At 63.4% G+C, this 20,896-nt stretch carries 19 protein-coding genes and 1 pseudogene; 10 read left to right on the top strand and 10 right to left on the bottom strand.

Translation table 11 applies throughout. The features are described 5' to 3' along the window. Nucleotides 1-90: 90 nt before the first annotated feature. The 3 genes from ACVWWD_RS05610 to ACVWWD_RS05600 form a co-directional block, all read right to left on the bottom strand. Entirely contained in the window at nucleotides 91-393 is a 303-nt protein-coding gene (locus ACVWWD_RS05610) for a hypothetical protein (protein ID WP_156939419.1), read from the bottom strand. A gap of 193 nt (nucleotides 394-586) precedes the next feature. Then, nucleotides 587-1,312 carry an acetoacetyl-CoA reductase gene (gene phbB, locus ACVWWD_RS05605; RefSeq protein ID WP_352551107.1) on the bottom strand — a complete coding sequence of 242 codons (726 nt, stop codon included), beginning with the start codon at nucleotides 1,310-1,312 and terminating at the stop codon, nucleotides 587-589. A gap of 107 nt (nucleotides 1,313-1,419) precedes the next feature. Further along, on the bottom strand, nucleotides 1,420-2,598 hold the full coding sequence (locus tag ACVWWD_RS05600; RefSeq protein WP_023784815.1) for an acetyl-CoA C-acetyltransferase: 1,179 nt from the start codon (nucleotides 2,596-2,598) through the stop codon (nucleotides 1,420-1,422). 86 nt (nucleotides 2,599-2,684) lie between these two features. Between ACVWWD_RS05600 and ACVWWD_RS05595 the strand changes: the two genes are divergently transcribed. After that, nucleotides 2,685-2,813, top strand: a complete 129-nt coding sequence (locus ACVWWD_RS05595) for a hypothetical protein (RefSeq protein WP_023773926.1) — start codon at nucleotides 2,685-2,687, stop codon at nucleotides 2,811-2,813. Nucleotides 2,814-2,894: 81 nt separating this feature from the next. Continuing rightward, nucleotides 2,895-3,503, top strand: coding sequence for a polyhydroxyalkanoate synthesis repressor PhaR (phaR, locus tag ACVWWD_RS05590; protein ID WP_023773927.1), 609 nt, complete (start codon nucleotides 2,895-2,897; stop codon nucleotides 3,501-3,503). Between the two features lie 20 nt (nucleotides 3,504-3,523). Here the strand turns inward: phaR and ACVWWD_RS05585 are convergent, their stop codons facing one another. Further along, entirely contained in the window at nucleotides 3,524-4,666 is a 1,143-nt protein-coding gene (locus ACVWWD_RS05585) for a citrate/2-methylcitrate synthase (RefSeq protein WP_352551110.1), read from the bottom strand. A gap of 93 nt (nucleotides 4,667-4,759) precedes the next feature. Here ACVWWD_RS05585 and ACVWWD_RS05580 point away from each other — a divergent pair, with 93 nt between their 5' ends. The 5 genes and pseudogenes from ACVWWD_RS05580 to ACVWWD_RS05560 all read left to right on the top strand — a co-directional run bounded on the left by ACVWWD_RS05580 (nucleotide 4,760) and on the right by ACVWWD_RS05560 (nucleotide 12,716). Further along, nucleotides 4,760-5,848 carry a citrate synthase/methylcitrate synthase gene (locus ACVWWD_RS05580; RefSeq protein ID WP_352551112.1) on the top strand — a complete coding sequence of 363 codons (1,089 nt, stop codon included), beginning with the start codon at nucleotides 4,760-4,762 and terminating at the stop codon, nucleotides 5,846-5,848. A gap of 219 nt (nucleotides 5,849-6,067) precedes the next feature. Further along, nucleotides 6,068-7,198 (top strand): patatin-like phospholipase family protein, encoded by a 1,131-nt coding sequence (locus tag ACVWWD_RS05575; RefSeq protein ID WP_352551113.1) that lies wholly within the window; start codon nucleotides 6,068-6,070, stop codon nucleotides 7,196-7,198. 828 nt (nucleotides 7,199-8,026) lie between these two features. Next, on the top strand, nucleotides 8,027-9,202 hold the full coding sequence (locus ACVWWD_RS05570; protein WP_352551115.1) for an efflux RND transporter periplasmic adaptor subunit: 1,176 nt from the start codon (nucleotides 8,027-8,029) through the stop codon (nucleotides 9,200-9,202). A gap of 80 nt (nucleotides 9,203-9,282) precedes the next feature. Continuing rightward, nucleotides 9,283-12,460 (top strand): annotated as a pseudogene (locus ACVWWD_RS05565) (efflux RND transporter permease subunit). A gap of 97 nt (nucleotides 12,461-12,557) precedes the next feature. Further along, nucleotides 12,558-12,716: a DUF3309 family protein gene (locus ACVWWD_RS05560; RefSeq protein WP_023773933.1), complete on the top strand. Its 159-nt coding sequence runs from the start codon at nucleotides 12,558-12,560 to the stop codon at nucleotides 12,714-12,716. 63 nt (nucleotides 12,717-12,779) lie between these two features. On the opposite strand, the gene ACVWWD_RS05555 is transcribed toward ACVWWD_RS05560, so the two are convergent. Continuing rightward, complete coding sequence (locus tag ACVWWD_RS05555) at nucleotides 12,780-13,739, bottom strand: SDR family oxidoreductase (RefSeq protein ID WP_457102945.1); 960 nt, start codon at nucleotides 13,737-13,739, stop codon at nucleotides 12,780-12,782. A 116-nt stretch (nucleotides 13,740-13,855) separates the two neighbouring features. Here ACVWWD_RS05555 and ACVWWD_RS05550 point away from each other — a divergent pair, with 116 nt between their 5' ends. Further along, the gene (locus tag ACVWWD_RS05550) at nucleotides 13,856-14,770 is read left to right on the top strand and encodes a LysR family transcriptional regulator (RefSeq protein WP_457102944.1); all 915 of its coding nucleotides are present in this window, start codon (nucleotides 13,856-13,858) and stop codon (nucleotides 14,768-14,770) included. Here the strand turns inward: ACVWWD_RS05550 and ACVWWD_RS05545 are convergent. The 3 genes from ACVWWD_RS05545 to ACVWWD_RS05535 all read right to left on the bottom strand — a co-directional run bounded on the left by ACVWWD_RS05545 (nucleotide 14,728) and on the right by ACVWWD_RS05535 (nucleotide 17,127). Further along, nucleotides 14,728-15,909 carry an MFS transporter gene (locus tag ACVWWD_RS05545; RefSeq protein WP_352551123.1) on the bottom strand — a complete coding sequence of 394 codons (1,182 nt, stop codon included), beginning with the start codon at nucleotides 15,907-15,909 and terminating at the stop codon, nucleotides 14,728-14,730. The genes ACVWWD_RS05550 and ACVWWD_RS05545 overlap by 43 nt on opposite strands. 99 nt (nucleotides 15,910-16,008) lie before the next feature. Further along, nucleotides 16,009-16,317, bottom strand: a complete 309-nt coding sequence (locus ACVWWD_RS05540; protein ID WP_023773937.1) for a DUF1244 domain-containing protein — start codon at nucleotides 16,315-16,317, stop codon at nucleotides 16,009-16,011. Nucleotides 16,318-16,329: 12 nt separating this feature from the next. Continuing rightward, nucleotides 16,330-17,127 (bottom strand): N-formylglutamate amidohydrolase, encoded by a 798-nt coding sequence (locus tag ACVWWD_RS05535; RefSeq protein WP_352551126.1) that lies wholly within the window; start codon nucleotides 17,125-17,127, stop codon nucleotides 16,330-16,332. Nucleotides 17,128-17,412: 285 nt separating this feature from the next. Between ACVWWD_RS05535 and ACVWWD_RS05530 the strand changes: the two genes are divergently transcribed. Continuing rightward, nucleotides 17,413-17,859, top strand: coding sequence for a DUF1036 domain-containing protein (locus ACVWWD_RS05530; protein WP_435053042.1), 447 nt, complete (start codon nucleotides 17,413-17,415; stop codon nucleotides 17,857-17,859). Beyond that, nucleotides 17,856-19,289 carry a pyruvate kinase gene (gene pyk, locus ACVWWD_RS05525; RefSeq protein ID WP_352551128.1) on the top strand — a complete coding sequence of 478 codons (1,434 nt, stop codon included), beginning with the start codon at nucleotides 17,856-17,858 and terminating at the stop codon, nucleotides 19,287-19,289. Before ACVWWD_RS05530 ends, pyk begins: the two co-directional genes overlap by 4 nt. Here pyk and ACVWWD_RS05520 read toward each other — a convergent pair. Together ACVWWD_RS05520 and ACVWWD_RS05515 are read right to left on the bottom strand one after the other, a co-directional pair. After that, nucleotides 19,259-19,873 carry a hypothetical protein gene (locus ACVWWD_RS05520; protein WP_457102943.1) on the bottom strand — a complete coding sequence of 205 codons (615 nt, stop codon included), beginning with the start codon at nucleotides 19,871-19,873 and terminating at the stop codon, nucleotides 19,259-19,261. The two genes, pyk and ACVWWD_RS05520, sit on opposite strands and share 31 nt — an antisense overlap. Further along, nucleotides 19,815-20,882 carry an alpha/beta fold hydrolase gene (locus ACVWWD_RS05515; RefSeq protein WP_352551130.1) on the bottom strand — a complete coding sequence of 356 codons (1,068 nt, stop codon included), beginning with the start codon at nucleotides 20,880-20,882 and terminating at the stop codon, nucleotides 19,815-19,817. The genes ACVWWD_RS05520 and ACVWWD_RS05515 overlap by 59 nt, the downstream gene beginning before the upstream one ends. Nucleotides 20,883-20,896: the final 14 nt, after the last annotated feature.

Raw genomic sequence — 20,896 nt, 5'->3', positions numbered from 1 at the left:
CGCAAATCAGCCCTGCTTAACAGTTGGAACGAGTCTGGAACGAATCAGCGACGAATCGGCGACTCCGCCAGATTCAGCTTTTGTTCACGACTAGATATGGATTTTGGGACCACGAGTCTCACCACATGCTGAATCGCCGAACTGGCCCGTTTTATGCTGGGCGGGTCCTGCCGTTAACTTCCGCCGGGAACAATGAGGGGGAGTCGGTGCGCGCTCGGATAAGCTTATGAAACTGTTAATCTTTCTAAACTCGACGTTAAAGAATAGCAGCTTATCGCGGCCATTAATCTTAACATTGGGCTCAAAGCCGGAACGAATCGGCGACAAAGCAGCGCCGGCCGTATTTTCTGCTTTTGTTCTCTCAATATCTTGTGTTGTGAACAGCTTATCCACCGAGAATCCACAGGCTTAACCACAGGGTTCGCACAGACGCGCCTACCGGCATTAACCTTTGCGTGCCGAATTGGGCCATTGCGTAACAGCACGTCTTCCAGGAGTCAGGCGCCATTTGGAAACGGACCGATTTCCGGTCCGCTTATCGCAGGTACTTATGGATCCGCAGCCTTGGACCGCGCGAGCAGACGTCTCAGACTAAGTACTGGCCGCCATTGGCGGTGAGGGTCGAGCCGGTGATGAAGCCGGCATCTTGCGAAGCGAGGAAGACCACGCAGCGCGCGATCTCTTCCGGCTCGCCAAGACGGCCGACCGGGATTTGCGGGATGATGCGCTCGTTGAGCACCTTTTCGTCGATCGCCTTGACCATCTCGGTGGCGATGTAGCCAGGGCAGATGACGTTGACGGTGATGCCCGCGCGGGCGCCTTCCTGGGCGAGCGCCTTCGAGAAGCCGATGTCGCCGGCCTTGGCGGCGGAGTAATTGACCTGACCGGCCTGGCCCTTCTGGCCGTTGATCGAGGAGATGGTGATGACGCGGCCGAACTTGCGGTCGCGCATGCCGCCCCACAGCGGATGGGTCATGTTGAAGACACCGGACAGATTGGTATCGATCACCTCTTTCCACTGCTCGCGGGTGATCTTGTGGAACATGGCGTCGCGGGTGATGCCGGCATTGTTGACCAGCACCGAGACAGGGCCGAGGTCGGCTTCGACCTGTTTGACACCGGCCGCGCAAGCGTCATAGTCGGCGACCGACCATTTGTAGACCGGAATGCCGGTCTGCGCCTTGAACTTCGCCGCCGCCTCGTCGTTGCCGGCGTAGTTCGCGGCAACCGAATAGCCGGCGTTCTTCAAAGCGATCGAGATCGCCGCGCCGATGCCGCGCGATCCACCCGTGACGATTGCAACCTTGGTCATGCATTTCCCCTTCTTGAAGTCGCCCTGTTGTCGGGCTTGGCAGGCACTGGATTTACCATTGGCACCACATGTGAAACGGGCGGCTTGCGCCGCCCGTCCAAAGTCTATCAGAAAGCCTCCACGCACATGGCGACGCCCATGCCCCCGCCGATGCATAGGGTGGCCAGCCCCTTCTTGGCGCCGCGTCGGCGCATTTCGAAGACCAGCGTGTTGAAGATGCGGGCGCCCGAGGCGCCGATTGGGTGGCCGATGGCGATGGCGCCGCCATTGACGTTGACGATCGCGGGATCCCAGCCCATGTCCTTGTTGACGGCGCAGGCCTGTGCGGCGAACGCCTCATTGGCCTCGACGAGGTCGAGATCCCCTGCCGACCAACCGGCTCGTTCCAAGGCCTTGCGTGAAGCGGGAATGGGTCCGGTGCCCATGATCGCCGGATCGACGCCGGCGGTCGCCCAGGAGGCGATGCGCGCCAGCGGGGTGATGCCGCGCCTGGCGGCTTCCGTTTCGCTCATCAGCAGCGCGCCGGCTGCACCGTCATTGATGCCGGAGGCATTGGCGGCCGTCACCGTGCCATCCTTGTCGAAGGCCGGCTTCAGCTTTGTCATGGCGTCGATCGTGGCGCCGTGGCGGATGTATTCGTCCTGATCGACAACCGTGTCCCCCTTCTTGCCCTTGATGGTGAAGGCGACGATCTCGTCCTTGAACTTGCCCGCCTTCTGCGCGGCCTCGGCCTTGTTCTGCGAGGCCAATGCGAACTGGTCCTGGTCGTCGCGGGTGATCTGGAACTGGCGGGCGACGTTCTCGGCGGTGTTGCCCATGTGGTAGCCATTGAAGGCGTCCCACAACCCGTCCTTGATCATGGTGTCGATCATCTTGTAGTCGCCCATTTTGACGCCGGCGCGAAGGTGCTCGGCGTGCGGCGACAGCGACATCGATTCCTGGCCGCCGGCAATGATCACCTTGGCGTCGCCGGTGGCGATCTGCTGCATGCCGAGCGCAATGGCGCGCAGGCCCGAACCGCAAACCTGGTTGAGGCCCCAGGCGGTGGTCTCCTTGGGCAGCCCGGCAAGGATCGAGGCCTGGCGGGCCGGGTTCTGGCCTTGCGCCGCGGTCAGCACCTGTCCAAGGATGACCTCGTCAATCTCGGCCGGTTCGACCCCGGCACGCGCCAAAAGTTCCTGGACGACGACGGCGCCGAGCTCATGCGCGGGCGTCGCGGCGAAGGCGCCGTTGAAGGAGCCTACAGCCGTGCGCGCGGCGCTGGCAATTACGATGGAAGCGGACATTTTCTTCTCCAGACTTCAAGGGTGTGGTTGTGCCGTTGAGGACTTTTCTTGCCCTTTCCCAACCCCAAGTCAAACCGGAAATCGGCATGGCGCCGATGCGCCGCAAATGGGCCGCGCATCGCGGTGCCGGCGGTCCGGTCGCTGCCGCGCAGCATATTTTGCCTGCCATGCAGCATTATATGATGCCGCAGTGCACAAACTGCTTGGAATTATGAGGCTTTTGGGCATATCCTCAAAAAGGGCGCAATCGTTACCGGCTGCTTACTGAGGCGTGCCGGTGTCCGGGGAGGATGCAGATGGCCGCAAAAGACGACCCTATCATTATCAAGAAATACGCCAATCGCCGCCTCTATAATACGGGGACGAGTACGTATGTGACGCTCGAGGATCTGGCCGAAATGGTCAAGAAGGGCGAGGAGTTCACCGTTCAGGACGCCAAGACCGGTGACGACATTACCCATCCGGTACTGACCCAGATCATTTTCGAGCTGGAGAACAAGGATGGGCAGAACATGCTGCCGATCCCGTTCCTGCGCCAGTTGATCGCTTTCTACGGCGATCAGATGCAGATGATCGTGCCGAGCTTCCTCGAGCAATCGATGATCGCCTTCTCCAAGGAACAAGAGCGGTTCCGCGAGCAGATGAAGGGCGCCATCGGCAAGTCGCCACTGGACGTGATGAAGATGGCGACGCCGATCAAGGCACTGGAAGAACAGACGCGCCGAAACATGGAAATGTTCCAGAACGCGATGCGGCTGTTCACGCCTTTTCCGCCGGCGGGCTCGGCTCCGGCAGCGGCCCCCGCCGAGCCGGCCAGGAAGGAAGCGGCTGAGAAGTCCGACGATCTGCAGCAGTTGAAGGACCAGATCGCGGCCATGCAGCGCAAGCTCGACACGATGTCGTGAGAGCATAGCGCTCACGCGATTTATGGCAGCAATCCCTCATAGCGGCCGCGCGGCCGGATGATGCTGCCGCTCACGATCTGTTCGACCAGATGTGCCGCCCAGCCGACGCTGCGTCCAAGCGCGAAGAGGTGGAACGGTGCATCGCGCGGCAAGCCAAGGCCGTGCGCCAGCACGGCCAGGGCAAAATCGATATTCGGTTGGGCGCCGGTCGCCGCCATGGCGGCAATTTCCAGCGACCGCAATGTTTCGTCGGAGTTGTCGAAGTCCGCCAGAAGCGCCGTGGCCCGGGGATCGCCCTCGGGATAGAGCTGGTGGCCGAATCCCGGCAGTGGCCGGTCGTGGCCAAGCCAGCGCCGGACCGCGGCATCGGCGCCATGCCGCATCGCGTCTTCGGCGAGTTGCATCACCGCTTCGCCGGCGCCGCCGTGGCGGGGACCGGACAGTGTCGTCAGGCCGGCCAGCAGACAAGCGGCGGGCGAGGCTCCGGTCGAGGCCGCGACGCGGGCCGCGAAGGTCGACGCGTTGAGTTCGTGATCGGCAAGCAGCACAAGCGCACGCCGGATCGCATCCGCGCCATCGTCGTCCACCGACCAGCCCCGCGCCAATCGCTGGTGCACTGGTTCCGGCCCCGCCTCGGCACCGAGGGCGCTGGCCAGCACGCCGATCGCGTGCGCGGCATCGGTGCACAGCGAGGCAGCATTTCGTCCAAGCGAAGGCCGCGCCTGGCCGGCAAGCGAAGCGAGTTGCACAAACGCCTGGGCGCGGCCGGTCGGGCGCGGCGCATCTGGTGGCGATGCTTCGAAATGGACCGGGCCGGACAGAGCCCAGAGCAGTCCAGCGGTTTCTTCCAGCGTGGCATGGTCGGACAGCGCAACGGCATCCCGGCCCCGATAGATGAGGCTGCCGTGCCAGACGGTCGAAATCGCGGTGACGAGCGACGGCTCGCCCCAGGCGATCGCGCTTTCGGCGATGGCCGAGGGGCTGCGTCCGCGCGCCCTTCGGGTTGCCAGCGCCGCGATGTCGTCGGCGCGGTACTGGCTGCGGCGCGGATCTGCCCGATCCGGGCGCATGCCGATGCGCCCGCGGCTGACATAGGCATAGAGCGTCTGCGGCCTCACCCCGAGCCTTTCCAGCGCCTCTTCCCGCGACAACCATTCGGACATATCGAGCTCGGATATTGATTCTATTGATCAAGATTGATGCTTATGGCGCCCATCCTTATCTCCCACCGGGAAAAGCTTCAAGGAGACAAGGCCATGGCGAATGGGCTCGATGAAGTGGTGGCGGCCGAAACCGTGCTGTCCGACGTGGATGGCCTGGGCGGCCGCCTGACGATCCGAGGCCATTCGCTTGGGGACTTGGCTGGACGATGGAGTTACGCCCGGGTCGTCCGCCTGCTGCTGGGCGGCTTCTTCGACGATCTGCCCGGTGACGCCGAACTGGCGGCACGGTTGGGCGAGGCACGCGTCGAGGTTTTCGAACGGCTCGCGCCTTCGCTGCCCCTGCTGGCGCCGCTCGAACTCTACAGCGCCATGCGCGCCGGCATGGCTTTGCTGCCGGATGGCGAAACGCTGGCCGACGCCTTGCGGCTGATCGCTGCGCCCGCGGTGCTGACGCCGGCCCTGCTGCGCCCGCGGCGCGGCGAGCAGCCGATCGCACCCGACGGCAAGGCGGACCATGCCACCGACATGTTGAGGATGCTCAGGGGAACGGTCCCGTCGCCGGCATCGGCAAGGGCGCTCGACACCTATCTGGTGACCGTTTGCGATCATGGCCTCAATGCCTCGACCTTCGCCACCCGCGTCGTCGCTTCGACCCTGGCCGGCCTGACATCGTCGGTGCTGGCCGGGCTTGGCGCGCTCAAGGGGCCGCTGCATGGCGGCGCGCCCGGCCCGGTCATCGAGATGCTCGACGCCATCGCCGCGCATGGCGATGCGGCCGGCTGGCTGCGCGACGAGATCGCGCATGGCGAACGCATCATGGGCTTCGGTCACCGCATCTACCGCGTGCGCGATCCGCGTGCCGATGTCCTGAAAGCGGTGGTGCGCACGCTTGGCGGTGAGGGTGACACCGGTAGGCGGCTGGCTTTCGCCGAGACGGTCGAGCAAGCCGCGCTCGACGTGCTTCGGACCGCTAAGCCGCAGCGTTCGTTGCAGACCAATGTCGAATTTTACACCGCTCTGGTGCTGGAAGCGGCAGGGTTTCCGCCCGAGGCGTTCAGCAATGTCTTCGCAGCCGGGCGCGTTGCCGGATGGGTCGCGCATGCGCGCGAGCAGCAGACCACCGGAAGGCTGATCCGTCCGCAGTCACGCTATATCGGGCCTGTGCCGGACCTCGTCGCCTAGCTCCCATTTACCGGGCTTCATGCCCGTTTCGAAAGCTGCGGTTTCTCCCATGCAGCGGATTGGCTTTTCGCATGACCGAAATTTCATGTGATCACGCGACCGTGTTCGTGTTCTTGCCTTGATCCATTCTTATATGCTGCACTGCAACATAAGCTGGCGATAGCTGCTTCCTTCGAATGACGTAGGGGCGGGCCGGCGTATCAGGATGACAGAAACGCCATGACGAAGAACGGCAAGGCGGAGGAAAAGAAGAAGATCAACATCGCTCTCCAGGGTGGCGGCTCGCATGGCGCCTTTTCCTGGGGCGTGCTCGACCGGTTGCTGGAGGATGGCAGGCTGGAGATATCGGCGGTGTCCGGTACCAGTGCCGGCGCGATGAACGCGGTGGCGCTGGCTGACGGTTTTGTCAGGGGCGGGGTCGAGGGCGCGCGCAGGAAGCTGGACGATTTCTGGCACGCGGTGGCCGCGAAGGGACGGTTCAGCCCCGTGCAACGCATGCCCTGGGATGTCGCCTGGGGCAATTGGTCTATCGAGAACACGCCGGGCTATGTCTTCTTCGACACCATGTCGCGGGTATTCTCGCCCTATGTCGCCAACCCGCTCGGCCTCAATCCGCTGCGCGACGTCGTCGCGCGGGAGATCGATTTCGGGAATGTCCATGCCTGCAAGTCGATGGAACTGTTCATCTCCGCCACCAATGTCGAGACAGGGCAGTTGCGAGTGTTTTCCGATGGCGAGATCGATCTCGACGCAGTAATGGCCTCGGCCTGCCTGCCGCAACTGTTCCGTGCTGTCGAGATCAAGGGCGTGCCCTATTGGGATGGCGGCTATGGCGGCAACCCGGCGCTCTATCCGTTCTTCAAGACGGCGGCGACCGAGGACGTGCTTCTGGTGCAGATCAACCCGGTGGTGCGCGAGGGAACACCAAAAAGCGCCAACGAGATTCAGAACCGCATCGACGAGATCACCTTCAATGCCGGGCTGTTGCGCGAATTCCGCTCGATCGCCTTCGTCAAGGAACTGATCGCCGCCCGGCGTCTGCCGCATGGCGAATACCGGGACATCCGCATGCACCGCATCGATGCCGACGAGGCGTTCAAGGATCTGTCGGCTTCGTCCAAGGTCAATGCCGAATGGGCGTTCCTGACCTATCTCAGAGATCTCGGCCGCACCGCCGCCAGCGACTGGTTGGAGGAGAACTACGACGCCGTCGGCAAGCATGCCACGCTCGATCTCTCGGGCGAACTCGACGACGGTTTCAAGCCGGTCCGCGGTCCAGCACCGGGCCGCCGGGTCAAGGAGTTTCTTGCAGCGCGCAAGAACCCGGAGGCGGAGCGCCGTCGGGCCTGAGCCCGCCGGCTGGCTCCACGGCAGTGTCGCCGGCAGCATGGCGGGTCTCCGGAGCAGCGCGTGTCCAGCGCTGCTGCGTGACAGCAACCTTGGCGTGCGGAAGAGCCGTCATCATGCTGACGCCTGCTGCCACTAACGGTCAGATGGCGCCGGCCGTGAGACGTTCGAAGGGGTCGGGTGCGATGCTCGATACAGAATTGCGATTGGGACGAAATACACCCGGTGTTCCCGCACCTGTCTCGCGCCGGGCCCTATGTCGCGCGTATCGGGACGCGATGGTCCAGGACGTAATAATGCGGGCGCATTGGTATTTTCAGCATCTGGCTCGACGTCGGTGCGTTGGCGGGGGCGAGCCTGATCTGAGCGATTGCCATGCCTCTTTTCCGAGCGATTCCAGCCCTTTGGCCCGTGTTGGTGGTGTCTCGGCCATCGCCCCGTCGCCGATCGCGCTGACGCGGATCGCGGGTTCGTGCCTGCACTTCGATCAGCGATGCCATGCGGATCGCGGCTGTATTTCGGAGACGGCCGGACGGGCCTATGGCGAGCCGGGCGGGTCCCCAGCGGTCGACGTTTCAGAGCCGGATCGTGAACCGGCGGCCGGCTTCACCAAGTAGCCTGGCAAGTCACGAAGAACCGTTTCATGACGGCCCAACCTTGTTCGGCTACGCAATGCTGCTGCAACTTTGGGACTATATTGCGATGCAACTTTGATGTAGAAGCGCGCTCGCCGATCACGGCAATTTGAACACGGTCAAGCGCGCACCCATATCGGCGACGCGCCCGCGTCATCAGACGCGGTGCTGGCCGACCCGTAGTGGAAAAATGACGATGCCTAAAATCAGGTTTCACAAGCTTGCAGCCATTGTTGTGCTCATCGGTTTCGCGGCGTGGATGGCGACGGGCGAGTTCTCGTCGGTCGGCAGCGTAGCGGCGAACAAGGCCAAGGCAGCCGAAGTCGAGCAGGGCAAGACGCCGGACGCGAGCAAGCCGAAGACGGCGGAAGCCGAACCGAAGGCCCCGCTGCGTACCGTCGCCGTGGTGACGCCGCCGCGCAAGACCTATGCCCGCGCCATCCGCATTTCCGGGCTGACCGAAGCCGACAAGCGCGCGGTGCTGGCAACCCGCGTCGCCGGCGTCATCGACAAGCTGCCGGTCAAGCAGGGCGACCACGTCAAGACCGGCGACCTGGTGCTGATGCTCGCCGCCGAGGAAAAGATCTCGATGGTCGACAATGCCAAGCAGCTTGTCGCGCAGCGCAACGCCGAACTCGATGCCGCCGAGCGGCTGGCCAAGACAGGCAATTTGCCGAAGCTGCAGCTCGACACCGCCCGTTCCAACCTGACCCAGGCGCAGTCTCAGTTGGATACCGCGCAGGCCGAGCTCGACCGCAACGAAGTGAAGGCGCCGTTCGACGGCGTCATCGACCGGGTGCCGGTGGAACTCGGCAGCTCCGTCATGCAGGGCGGCGAGGTGGCGACGATCCTCAAGCTCGACCCGGTGATCGCGCGCGGCGAAATCAGCGAGCGCGACCTCGGCTATCTCAAGATCGGCGACAAGGCCAGCGTTCGGCTGGTCAGCGGCCAGACCGTCGAAGGCACCGTGCGCTATATCAGCCGAGACGCCTCGTCGGCGACCCGCACCTTCCGTGTCGAGATTGCCATCCCCAATGCCGATGGCTCGGTGCCGGCCGGCATGACGGCCGAAATCCAGCTCAGCGCGTTGCCGACCGACGCGGTGCTTTTGCCGCGCTCGGTGGTGACGCTGGGCGACAAGGGCGATCTCGGGATCCGCGCCGTCGGCAAGGACAACAAGGTGGCGTTCTTTCCGATCGATCTGGTCGACGATACGCCGACCGGTCTCGTGCTTGGCGGCATCCCGGCCGATGCGCGCATCATCGTTGCAGGCCAGGAACTGGTGAAGGAAGGCGACGAGGTCCATCCGGTCGAGGCCGATCAGGCGACCATCAAAAAGCTGATCGGCGAAGCCACCGCCGGGACGCAGTAGCGCGTGGGCGCCGGCGCCGGGCCCTGTCCGGCGACAGCATGTCCGTTCGCCACTCCCGAAAGCAACAGCAGGCATAAGTCATGGATATCGTCAGACTCGCAATCAACAATGCCCGCCTGACCATCTCGGTCCTGGTCTTCCTGCTGATTGCAGGCTGGGTCGCCTATCAGTCGACACCGAAGGAAGCGGAACCCGACGTTCCGATTCCGATGATGTATGTCAGCCTGATCTATCAAGGCATTTCGCCGGAGGATTCCGAGCGTCTTCTGCTGCGGCCGATGGAAAGCAAGTTGAAAAGCCTGAAGGGCCTCAAGGAGATGCGCTCGGCCGCCTTCCAGGGCGGCGGCTACGTTCTGGTCGAGTTCCAGCCGCAGACGAACCTGGCGACGGCGCTGCAGGATACGCGCTCCAAGGTGCAGGACGGCAAGGCCGACCTGCCGCAGGCGGCCGAGGAGCCTGTCGTCACCGAGGTCAACATCTCGGAATTCCCGGTGCTCGTCGTCACGCTTTCCGGCGAATTGCCGGAGCGCGTTTTGACGGCTGCGGCCCGTGAACTGCGTGATCGCATCGAGGAAGTGCCCGGCGTGCTGGAAGGCTCGTTGCAGGGCTCGCGCGACGATCTGGTCGAAGTCGTCATCGATCCGATGAAGCTGTCGTCCTATGGCCTGCAGCTCGACCAGCTGATCGGCGCTGTCGGTGCTTCCAACAGCCTGGTCGCCGCCGGCAATATCGAGGGCTCGGAAGGCAAATATGCCGTCAAGGTGCCGTCGCTTATCGAGACACCGGAGGATGTCGCGGCACTGCCCGTGGTCGCCGGGCCCAATGCCGTGGTGCAGGCCAAGGACATCGCGACGATACGCTCGACCTTCGCCGACGCGACGACAATCACGCGCCTCAACGGCAAGCCGGCCATCGCCATCGAAGTCAAGAAGCGCATCGGCGCCAATCTGATCGATACGCTGACCAAGGTCAGGGAGGTGTCCGACGCTTTCGTCAAGGCGATGCCCGAGGGCATGCACGTCACCTACACGCAGGACAAGTCCGTCTTCGTCAACCAGCTGTTGGGCGACTTGCAGAACCACGTGATGATCGCCGTCATCCTGGTGTTCATCGTCATCCTCTACGCGCTGTCCGGCCGGGCCTCGCTGCTGATTGGCCTTGCCATTCCGTCGTCCTTCCTGATCGGTATCCTGCTGCTTGCCATGATGGGCTACACGATCAACATGATCGTGTTGTTCAGCCTTATTCTGGCGGTCGGCATGCTGGTCGACGACGCTATCATCGTCACCGAGTTCGCCGAACGACGGATGAGCGAGGGCATGCCGAAGCAGGAAGCCTTCGCGCTCGCCGCCAAGCGCATGGCCGGCCCGGTCATCGCAGCCACGATGACGCGTATCGCCGCCTTCTCGCCGCTCCTGTTCTGGCCAGGGATCATCGGCGATTTCATGAAGTACATGCCGATCACGCTAATCGTCACGCTGTCGGCCTCGATGCTCTATGCGCTGGTTTTCGCGCCGACGCTGGGCGCCATATTCGCCAAGGCGCCGCAGCATCACGAGGATGACAATCGCGACGGCTGGTACATGGCTGTCGTCAAGCAAGCGGTGCGCTTTCCCATCACCGTGATCGTGCTCACTGTCGTCTTGCTGACGGGTATTTTCGTTGGCTATTCAAAGTACGGTGCCGGCGTCGAATTCTTCCCTAGCGTCGAACCCGACTATGGCCTGCTTTACGTGCATGCCCGCGGCAACCTTTCGCTGGCCGAAATGGATACGGCGACCAAGATCGCCGAAAACCGATTGCTCGGCTGGCCCGGCGTGAAGTCGGTCTACACCCGCGTCGGCAAGACGCAGGGCGGCGGCCAGGATGTGCCCGAGGACGTCGTCGGCGTCATCCAGTACGAATTCATCGACTGGCGCGAACGCAAGTCCGCGAACCAGATACTAAGCGATCTGCGCGGCGTGATGGCTGGCATTCCCGGGGTCGACGTCGAGGTGCGCGTGCCGGAAGCCGGTCCGCCAACCGGCAAGCCGATCCAGATCAGGCTCTCGGCCGTCGATCCAACCGGCCTCGACGACAAGGCGCGCGCCGTGGCTGCGCGTATCGCCAAGGTGCCGGGCGTCATCGATATTTCCGATGGCCTGCCCCCGCCCTGGCGTCGACTGGGCTCTCGAGGTCGACCGCGCCAAGGCCGCGCAATACGGTATCAGCCCGACTTCCGTCGGCACCGTGGTGCAGCTGGTGACGAACGGACTGAAGCTTTCCGAATACCGGCCCGCTGGCGCCGACGATGCCGTCGACATCCGCCTTCGTCTTCCGGAAGACCGGCGCACGCTGTCGACGCTGGACGAGCTCAGGGTGCAGACCTCGCAAGGGTCGGTGCCGATCTCGAACTTCGTCGTGCGCAAACCCGAGCCGACGGTCGGCATCCTCAACCGCATCGACGGCGCCCGCACCGTGGTGGTGCAGGCCAACGTCACGGCCGGCAGCCAAGTCGCTGTCGTGCAGCAGGAGGTCACCCAGGCCGTCACGGATATGAATCTGGGTAGCGGAATACGCTGGAAGCTCGCCGGATCGAATGAGGACAGCGCGGAAGCCAGCGCCTTCCTCAGCAAGGCCTTCGGCGCGGCGATCTTCCTGATCTTCCTGGTGCTGCTCGCGCAGTTCAACAAATTCACCAGCGTATGGCTGGTGCTGTCCTGCGTGGTCATGGCGACAATCGGCGTGTTCCTCGGACTGCTTATCACAGGCGAGACGTTCGGCATTGTCATGTCCGGCATTGGCGTCATCGCGCTGGCCGGCGTGGTGGTGAACAACAACATCGTGTTGATCGACACCTACGACCGGCTGCGCGAGGAGGGCTGGGACAAGATGGACGCGGTGCTGCAGACCTGCCGCGAGCGTGCGCGACCGGTTGTGCTGACGGCGGTGTCGGCGATTCTCGGCGTGCTGCCGATCGCCTTCGGCCTTGGGCTCGAAATCTTCCATCACGAGACGACGATCAATGCGCCGTCGACGCAATGGTGGATTTCGCTGTCCTCGGCGATCGTCTTCGGCCTGTCCTTCGCCACCATTCTGACGCTGGTGGTGACGCCGTCGATGCTGATGGTTTTCACCCGCGCCAAGGTCAAGCCCGGCGCGCGGCGCGGCTTAATCAGCCGTCTCTTCCGGCGCGGCAAGGGCGAGATCTCGTCCCAAGGACCTTTGGCAGATGTCGGCGCCGAGCCGGCGGTCAGCTTCCCGAAGGCCGCGGAATAGAGCGTTTCGCAAGCCCGAGCAACAAAGGCCGTCCGGGAACAACCGGACGGCCTTTCGCATTGTTCCCTGGAATGCAACCAGACGGCGAGGGCTCAAAATGGCCATCAGCACACTTCTCGTTATCATCCTGATCCTGATCCTGATCGGCGCGGTGCCGGCATGGCCGCATTCCCGCTCCTGGGGCTACGGACCATCGGGCATTGTCGGCGTCATCCTGGTCGTGGTGCTGATCCTGCTTGTGCTGGGAAGGATCTGACGACAACTATCACCGCCGGACCCTTACTGAGCCCAGCCGTTCTCATCTGGCCAGCAAGCTCGATCAGGCGGCCTGGCGACGGGCGGGCGCGACGGCGATGCCGATATCCTGCAAGGCTTTGTTCACGGCCTGATCGAGCGGCGTATGCGGGATTTCGCCGATGATGCCTTCCAGCCGCGTCGAAGCCAGCTGGTGCGGTTCGAAGCGCAGGTAGGACATCGAGACGATCTCGCGCCACATCGCCACGAACGGGCTGCCGGCACGCAGCACCCACCAGGGCATCGAAGTCATCTTGAGCTGATAGCCAACCGCCTTCTCGGCGGCCGCCTTGATCTGCAGGTCGGTGACCGCGTGGCCGGGAAAGTTCAGCGCTTCATAGGAGCCGAGTTTGTCCAGGGTCCTGGCGAGCGCCACGAAACCTACGGCGAAATCGGGCAGATAGGCCCATTCATGCACGAGGTCGGCCGGGCCGGGCGCGGTGTAGATGCCCTTGTTGATCTTGGCGGCGACGACAAGGTCGAACCAGGAGCCACTGCCAGTGCCGCCGAAGAAGTCGCCGGCCCGCAGAACAACGGTGCGCACCCGACCGGCCTCGGCCTCACGGCGGAACAGATCCTCCATGGCACAGCGAATGCGACCCTTCTCGGTCGTCGGATGGAACGGCGTGTCTTCCGATATCACCGCCGGCATGGGCGAGCCGTAATTATAGACCGTGCCGGGGAAGAGATGCAGCGCGTTGTTGGCGTGGCAGGCGGCCATGACATTTTCAGCCATCGGCAGGCATTTGCCCCAGTCGGTGTAGATCGGATTGAGGCCGTTGAAGATGATATCCACCCCTTCGGTGGCCTGGATCAGCGATTGACGGTCCAGCGCATCGCCGGCAACCGTCGTGGCGCCCTTGAGTTCGGCCGGTACGTTGCCAGTGCGGGTAACGGCGCGGACATCGAAGCCGGCATCGATGAAAGCCTTGGCGACCACGCGGCCGAGCCGGCCATTGGCGCCGAGAATTGCGATCCTGATCATTTCTGAGATCTCCTGGTTAGTGGTTGCAGTTCGTATCGCTGTTTGCAGGGTGAATATGCGTGCCTCACGCATGAATTGAAATTGACTATGGATGCAGTCTTGATATTCATTATTGAATGACTGACATCGATTGGAACCTGATCAAGAGCTTCGTCACGGTCGCGGAAACCGGCAGCTTGTCGGCCGCCGCGCGAAAGCTGTCGGCCAGCCAGCCGACGCTTGGCCGTCACATCACCGAACTGGAACATGCGCTCGGCGTTACCCTGTTCCGGCGTGGGCGAAGCGGTTATGCGCTGACGGAAGCAGGGGCCACGTTGTTCGAGCGCGGAAAAACGGTCAGCGAACAGGCCAGTGCCTTTTCACGGCTGGCGCTGGGTTCGGTCGAGGCCATCGAAGGCACTGTGCGCATCGCCGCCAGCGAAGTGGTGGCTGCCTATGTGCTGCCCGAAATGATGGCGCGACTCGGCATCGAGGAACCCGGCATCGAGGTCGAGATCGTTGCCTCGAACCAGGTCGAAAACCTGCTGCGCCGGGATGCCGACATTGCCATCCGCATGGTCAAGCCGGCGCAGAACGAACTGGTGGCGCGCAAGGTCTGCGATATCGCACTCTGCGCCTGCGCGGCCATTGCCTATCTCGACCGGCGCGGCCGTCCGCTCGGGCCGGCCGATCTCGTCGATCATCCCTTGATCGGCTTCGATCGCAGCGACGAGATGATCCGGGGCTTTACGCAATTAGGCATTCCGGTCAGCCGAAGCAGCTTCCGCTTCAGGGCCGACAGCCAAGTGGTCCTGTGGGAGGCGGTGCGGACGGGAAACGGCATTGGTCTTGGCCAGGAGCCGCTGGCCGATCGCGATCCGCTGGTGGAGAAGGTGCTGCCCGGCCTGCCGCTGCCCGAGCTGCCGGTATGGCTGGCGATGCATCGCGACGTGCGCAGCAGCGTGCGCATACGCCGCGTGGCCGACTTTCTCCATGAGGAATTGAAACGCTATTCGGCTGGTGCGACGTCGGGAGCGAATTCGGCGCGGTGAGCGAGACCCGCCATCAGCAAGACGACGATCAGCAGCACCGACATGGCGATGAAGATCGGCCCGAAGCTGGAATGTTCGGCGACGAAGCCGATCGCCGACGGCGCCACCAGAATGCCGGAATAGCCCATGGTGGTGACGACGCTCATGCCGGTGCCCGACGACATGCCCTCCTGGTTGCCGCCGGCGGAAAAGATGATCGGCACCATGTTGGCGATGCCGAAGCCGCAAAGCGCAAAGGCTGCGATGGCGAGCCAAGGCGAGGGCGACAGGCCGGCGATCAGCATGCCGGCGGCCGCGACGATGGCCGAGCCGCGCAGTGTCATCACCGCGCCGAAGCGGTTGCGGACGCCATCCCCGAAAAAGCGCATGATCGCCATCACCCCGGAAAAGGCGGCGTAGGCAAGACCGGCGACGGCGAGGTCGGCGCCGAGTTCCTGCCGCAGGTACAGCGCCGCCCAATCGAGCACCGCGCCCTCTGAAATCATCGTCAGCAGGGCCATCAGGCCGATCAGGTAGACCAATGGATTTGCCGGCAGAGCGAATTTATGATGCTCGGTCGCCTGCGGTTTGTTTTCGGCCACGATGTGGGGCACCGCCGCCACGATTGCCGCGAAGGCAAGCGCGGTCACCACCGCGGCATGGGCGAGGTGGCCATAAGTCTGGATGGCGTAGCCGCCAAGGGCGCCGCCGGCGAAACCGCCCAGGCTCCAGAAGCCGTGCGACGATGACATGATGGCGCGCCCTAGCCGCCGTTCCACCACCACCGCATTGGCATTCATGGCGACATCCATGCCGCCGATGGAGCCGCCGAAGATGAACATGGCGATGGCTGCCAGCGGCACGTTGGGGGCCAGCGCCACGACCAGCAGGCCGAGGCTGCCGCAGAGGCCGAACCAGCGCAGCACGGTGCGCGAGCCGTGTTTGGAGATCAGGTGGCCGCACCATGTCATGGCGGTGACCGCGCCGGCGCCGAACAATAGGATCAGCAGGCCGAGCGTGAATTTCGAGATGTCCAACCGGGTCAGGAAGACAGGAATCTGCGGCGCCCAGCTGCCGGTCAGGAAACCATTGGCGAGGAAAATGGCCGCCACGGCCCATCGCCCGCGAATGGCAGTCTGCATGGGGTTCGAAGCGTTCATGGGACGAATCCGGTCAGAAAATGGCTATGCGCGGCAAATTAGATCGATTCAATTTTCAGTCAAGCGCTGTTAATGGGAAAGCATTTGGGCCAAACGGACTCAGTGATCCTTGGGGCGCCGCGCTTCGAATTCCGCCTTCTTGGCATCCGAAGCCTCTGTCTGGTTGAGCGCCTGCCACTGCGCATAGGGCATCCCGTAGACGATCTCGCGCGATTGGTCCTTGCCGAGTTCGACGCCTTCGGCATTGGCTGCTTCGCGGTACCAGTTCGAGAGGCAGTTGCGGCAGAAGCCGGCGAGGTTCATCAGATCGATGTTCTGCACGTCGCCCCGTTCACGCAAGTGCTCGACCAGTCGCCGAAAGGCGGCGGCCTCGAAGTCGCGCTTCTGTTCGTCGCTGAGTTCGGTCATCCGAAACCTCCGTCATAGCGGCCCGGTGCGCGAGCCGAACATCTTCACCGCATGTATATCGGGACGGTGGTCGATCGCGTCAACGATCGGTGAGAGCCGCCCGGCCCAGGCGAGAATGCCCTTCTGGTCCGCTATCAGATCCTGGCGGATTTCGATCAGCGCGTGGGCATAGCCATTGACAATGGCGTGCCTGAACATGGTGTCGCCGCGCAAAGCGCCGTCATAGGGCTCATTGTCGCCGACGACGAGTTCTTTGTCCTCAGCCAGCAGATCGATCAGCGGTCGCGCCACCCGATCGTCCTTGTCCCAAAGGATACCGACATGCCACGGACGTTGCTTGCCCTGCATGGCAGGGGTGAAGGAATGCACCGAGAAGATGAAAGGTGCTTGCCCGGAAGCTTGCGCGACCGACGCAATCACGGCGCCGACCGCGTCGTGATAAGGGCGGTAGAAGCGATCGAGCCGCCTTTCGCGTTCCTCCTGCGCCAGGGGATAATTTCCCGGAATGATGGTGCCGTCGTAAAGCTGGCGAATGAGTGTTGGATCGTCCTCGCCTCGGTTGGGATCGATCAGCAGCCGCGAGAAATTGGCGAGCACCGCCGGCGCACCGAGCAGGGCGGCTAGTTCACGCGTCACCGCTTCGACGCCAATGTCATAGGCGATATGGCGGTCGAATTCGGCCGCGGGCAGCCCCAGGCTGCCATACTCTTCCGGCAGGTCGCGGCGGGCATGATCGGCCAGAAGCACGATGCCTCGCTTGCGGTCGCCCTCGACAATGTCGAAGGGCGCGAAAACTGTGGATCGGGTCATTGGCGGAAAATGGTCGTTCGCTGGCCTTCGGGGAGGATGCTATCGTCATTCCATGAAGACGACCTCTGCGCAATGCCGTTGTTTAGCCAAGGTTCCCGGAAAATCTGGCACCGGGCGACGGTCGCGCGCCGGGAGCCTTCCTAAATCGATTGGAATTGGTCAAAACGGCGCGTTGACATGCGCCCGGACTTTTCCGAAAAGGGGCGCAGAGAGATGCTGATGTGGTTCTTGAGGGGTTTTAGGATGGCTTCCGCCGGCGGGCAGCGCGCGCGCCTTGCCTTAGCCATGCCGCTCCTGACGCTCGCCGTGGGATTGTCCGCGATGGTCACAGCTTCGCCGGCGCGCGCCGACTTCCGCGTCTGCAACGCCACGCAGAACCTGGTCGGCGTCGGAATCGGCTACCGGGCCAAGGCCGGCTGGATCACCGAGGGCTGGTGGCACATCGAGGGATCGAGCTGCAAGACGTTGATCGAAGGGCCGCTGTCATCAAGGTTTTACTATCTTTATGCAGAAGACGCCGAGCGCGGTGGACGCTGGGACGGCCCGATCAACATGTGCGTGGCTGAAAAAGAGTTCAGGATTGCCGGCGTAAGCGACTGCGTCGCCCGGGGCTTCCAGCGCGCCGGATTCCAGGAATATGACACGGGCGAGCAGGCAAGCTGGATGGTCCAGCTCACCGACGAGCCCGCAACGGGAGGCGCTCCAGCCGCCCCGGGAACGAACAGTCAATGAGACGTAGCCGCAAGGTCAAGATCCTAGCCACAATCGGTCCGGCATCTTCCTCCGAGGAGATGCTGAAGAAGCTGTTCGAAGCCGGCGCCGATGTGTTCCGCATCAATATGAGCCATACCGATCATGAGTTGATGCGCACGCTGGTCGCCCGCATCCGCGCCGTCGAGGAAAAAGTCGGCAGGCCGATCGGCATCCTTGCAGACCTGCAAGGCCCGAAGCTGCGCGTCGGCAAGTTCGCCAATGGCAAGGAAGTCTTGACGCTGGGCCAGACATTCACGCTCGACGCCAATCCCGAGCCCGGCACCTCGACAAGGGTCTACCTGCCGCATCCCGAAATCCTGAGCTCGGTCGAGGCTGGCCATCGCCTCCTGATCGACGACGGCAAGCTCGAACTGAAGGCGGTAAAGAGCGACGGCAAGTCGATCGTCTGCACTGTCATTGCCGGCACTACTATTTCCGACAAGAAGGGCGTCAGCCTGCCCGATACCGACCTGCCGGTCGGCGCGCTGACCGAGAAGGATCGCAAGGATCTCGACGCGGTGCTCGCCACGGGCGTCGACTGGGTCGCGCTATCCTTCGTGCAGCGGCCGGAAGATCTGGCCGAAGCGCGCAAGATCGCCCGCGGCCGGGCGCTGATCATGGCCAAGATCGAAAAGCCGCAGGCCGTGGCCCGGCTGGCCGAGATCATCGAACTGTCCGACGCGCTGATGGTCGCCCGCGGCGATCTCGGCGTCGAAATGCCGTTGGAAGCGGTGCCCGGCATCCAGAAGCAGATCACGCGCGCCGCGCGCCGCGCCGGCAAGCCGGTGGTGGTCGCCACGCAGATGCTGGAATCGATGATAACGGCCCCTGTGCCGACCCGCGCCGAAGTGTCCGACGTTTCGATCGCCGTCTTCGAAGGCGCCGATGCGATCATGCTGTCGGCGGAATCGGCGGCGGGCGCCTATCCGGTCGAAGCGGTGGCGATGATGAACCGCATCGCCGCCAAGGTCGAAACCGATCCAACCTATGCCGGCATCATCAACGCGCAACGCTCCGAGCCGGAAGCGACGGGCGCCGATGCCATTTCGCTGGCCGCACGCGAAATCGCCGAAACGCTGAAACTTTCTGCGATCATCACCTACACGGCATCGGGCACAACCGGCCTGCGCGCCGCGCGTGAACGTCCGCAGGTGCCGATCATCGCGCTGTCGCCGATCCTCAACACGGCGCGACGGCTGTCGCTTTTGTGGGGCACGCATTGCGTCGTCTCGCCCGATGCGACCGATCTCGACGACATGGTCGACCGCGCCTGCCGCATTGCGCTGGAAGAAGACTTCGGCAAGCCGGGCGACCGGGTCATCATCACCGCCGGTGTGCCGCTGCGGACTCCGGGATCGACCAACATGCTGCGCATCGCCTATGTCGGATCGGAAACAGCCGGCCGGTAGTCGGCCGCCAACCTCGTTGCAGCCCTGAGCGCTCTTGCCGCGGCTTCCGCGTGGTTTCTTCGCTGGAGAAACTGTCGCGCGCGAGGAATGGGGTCATGCGGATACTGATCCGGGCCGAGCATCTTTCGCCGGTTGAGTTCGGTCTTATCGAGCAGATCGAAATCCACTTTCGCAATCGTGCAATGCCATCCGGCGTTGCGCGAAGCCCAGCTTCTTTCATGGTGTTCGAGCAACCGCTCTCGGGCGCAATTGCCGTGATAGTCGAAAGCGATCAGGCCGTTCGTCACATAGATATGGTTTCCTGAAAAACCTACGTCAGGAATGATCCGTTCGCCGTAAAATCCCTCCAATGGCGGATGCCTGAGGAAGGTGCCGGCGAGAATGGCGCATGCGCCGTGACCGAAGAAGATGCGATCCGGCAGCGCCCATCGCTTTTGCGGATTTCTCTTTATGCCGTGTTTCAGGACGTACATTCCGCTCTGATCCCAATGGCGGCCTGCGATGGCCGTTTTCGGACGGCACGCATCAGGTCGGCGCGAGTTCCGCTTCAGGTTCTTTGATGTCGGAGCATTTGCCCGCGCCATACGTGTCGCCGGCAATCCGTAGCTCCACCGTCCTGGCGATTGCTTCCAGATCGATATCCTTGCCGCCGACTTTCTCGATGGCGCCGACGACGAGGTCGGATGCGATCCAGTCCGGCTTATGACCGAGATTATGCACCCAGACGAGCTCGGCGCCGGGGATGTCGCGCACGAGGCCGAGGGAGTGGATCCGGGCATAGACGACCTTGTCGCGGTCGCCGGAGATGACCACGGTCGGGGCCGTGATCTCTTTGTAGTGCGGTGCGGCGCCGAGCGCATAGCGATAGAGGCCGGCAACGTCTGTGGCGTTGGCGCGAAAAGCCGACGGCCGCAGCACCAGCGGGATCGAGGTTGCGGCAAGATAATTGTCCGGCACCTTGTTGGGTGAGAAGACGCAGGTCGTGGCGTCCGCCATCCGCAGCGATCCGGCCGGGTAGGTCAGCGTCTCGGAGAACAGCCGGCCGATCACCGGAATGATCGTCAGGTCGTAGTACCAGGACGTCGCGCCGCCCGGCCAGGGATGGGTCGCCGGCGCCAGGAAGACCAGGCCGAGCGTCTTGTCCGCATGCTCGCGGCCGAAAGCCGCCGTCACCACGCCGCCGAAGGAATGGCCGACGATGATCGCCTTCGTGATGCCGAGACGGTCCATGAGGGCGGCGATGGTTGCGGCTTGCGCCGATGGGTCCTCATTGTTGCCTGGACCGCGGCCGGACCAGCCAAAACCAGGCCGGTCGAAGAACAGCATTTCGGCGCGGCCTTCAAGCAGCGGCCTGAGTGGCAGCATCTGGTCCTTCAAATTGGCGCTGGCGCCATGGATGAAGACGATCGGCGGCAGATCCGCATTGGCTGGGGCGGGGATGTGGACATAGTGGATGCGGGCACCGTTGATGTCGGCGAACGCGCCGACCGACGGACCGCGGCGCTCGATCAGCCACGAGCCGGCTCGGGTGACGCCGACAAGGGCAAGGACAAGCGCCATCAGGAAGGCGAGCGTGGCATAGATCAGGTTCATGCGGGATATACGGG

The organism is Mesorhizobium sp. URHB0026, from assembly GCF_054059755.1.
This window is presented reverse-complemented; position numbering and strand designations above follow the sequence as displayed.

Bases quoted from the DNA above. Each gene is read 5' to 3' on its own strand.
- ACVWWD_RS05560 (WP_023773933.1), top strand. From the start codon at position 12,558: ATGGCCATCAGCACACTTCTCGTTATCATCCTGATCCTGATCCTGATC.
- ACVWWD_RS05585 (WP_352551110.1), bottom strand. From the start codon at position 4,666: ATGTCCGAATGGTTGTCGCGGGAAGAGGCGCTGGAAAGGCTCGGGGTG.
- ACVWWD_RS05595 (WP_023773926.1), top strand. From the start codon at position 2,685: ATGGCGCCGATGCGCCGCAAATGGGCCGCGCATCGCGGTGCCGGCGGT.
- ACVWWD_RS05545 (WP_352551123.1), bottom strand. From the start codon at position 15,909: ATGAACGCTTCGAACCCCATGCAGACTGCCATTCGCGGGCGATGGGCC.
- ACVWWD_RS05555 (WP_457102945.1), bottom strand. From the start codon at position 13,739: ATGATCAGGATCGCAATTCTCGGCGCCAATGGCCGGCTCGGCCGCGTG.
- ACVWWD_RS05550 (WP_457102944.1), top strand. From the start codon at position 13,856: ATGACTGACATCGATTGGAACCTGATCAAGAGCTTCGTCACGGTCGCG.
- ACVWWD_RS05575 (WP_352551113.1), top strand. From the start codon at position 6,068: ATGACGAAGAACGGCAAGGCGGAGGAAAAGAAGAAGATCAACATCGCT.
- ACVWWD_RS05600 (WP_023784815.1), bottom strand. From the start codon at position 2,598: ATGTCCGCTTCCATCGTAATTGCCAGCGCCGCGCGCACGGCTGTAGGC.
- ACVWWD_RS05515 (WP_352551130.1), bottom strand. From the start codon at position 20,882: ATGAACCTGATCTATGCCACGCTCGCCTTCCTGATGGCGCTTGTCCTT.
- phaR (WP_023773927.1), top strand. From the start codon at position 2,895: ATGGCCGCAAAAGACGACCCTATCATTATCAAGAAATACGCCAATCGC.
- ACVWWD_RS05580 (WP_352551112.1), top strand. From the start codon at position 4,760: ATGGCGAATGGGCTCGATGAAGTGGTGGCGGCCGAAACCGTGCTGTCC.
- ACVWWD_RS05530 (WP_435053042.1), top strand. From the start codon at position 17,413: ATGCCGCTCCTGACGCTCGCCGTGGGATTGTCCGCGATGGTCACAGCT.
- ACVWWD_RS05540 (WP_023773937.1), bottom strand. From the start codon at position 16,317: ATGACCGAACTCAGCGACGAACAGAAGCGCGACTTCGAGGCCGCCGCC.
- phbB (WP_352551107.1), bottom strand. From the start codon at position 1,312: ATGACCAAGGTTGCAATCGTCACGGGTGGATCGCGCGGCATCGGCGCG.
- ACVWWD_RS05535 (WP_352551126.1), bottom strand. From the start codon at position 17,127: ATGACCCGATCCACAGTTTTCGCGCCCTTCGACATTGTCGAGGGCGAC.
- ACVWWD_RS05570 (WP_352551115.1), top strand. From the start codon at position 8,027: ATGCCTAAAATCAGGTTTCACAAGCTTGCAGCCATTGTTGTGCTCATC.
- pyk (WP_352551128.1), top strand. From the start codon at position 17,856: ATGAGACGTAGCCGCAAGGTCAAGATCCTAGCCACAATCGGTCCGGCA.
- ACVWWD_RS05520 (WP_457102943.1), bottom strand. From the start codon at position 19,873: ATGGCGCGGGCAAATGCTCCGACATCAAAGAACCTGAAGCGGAACTCG.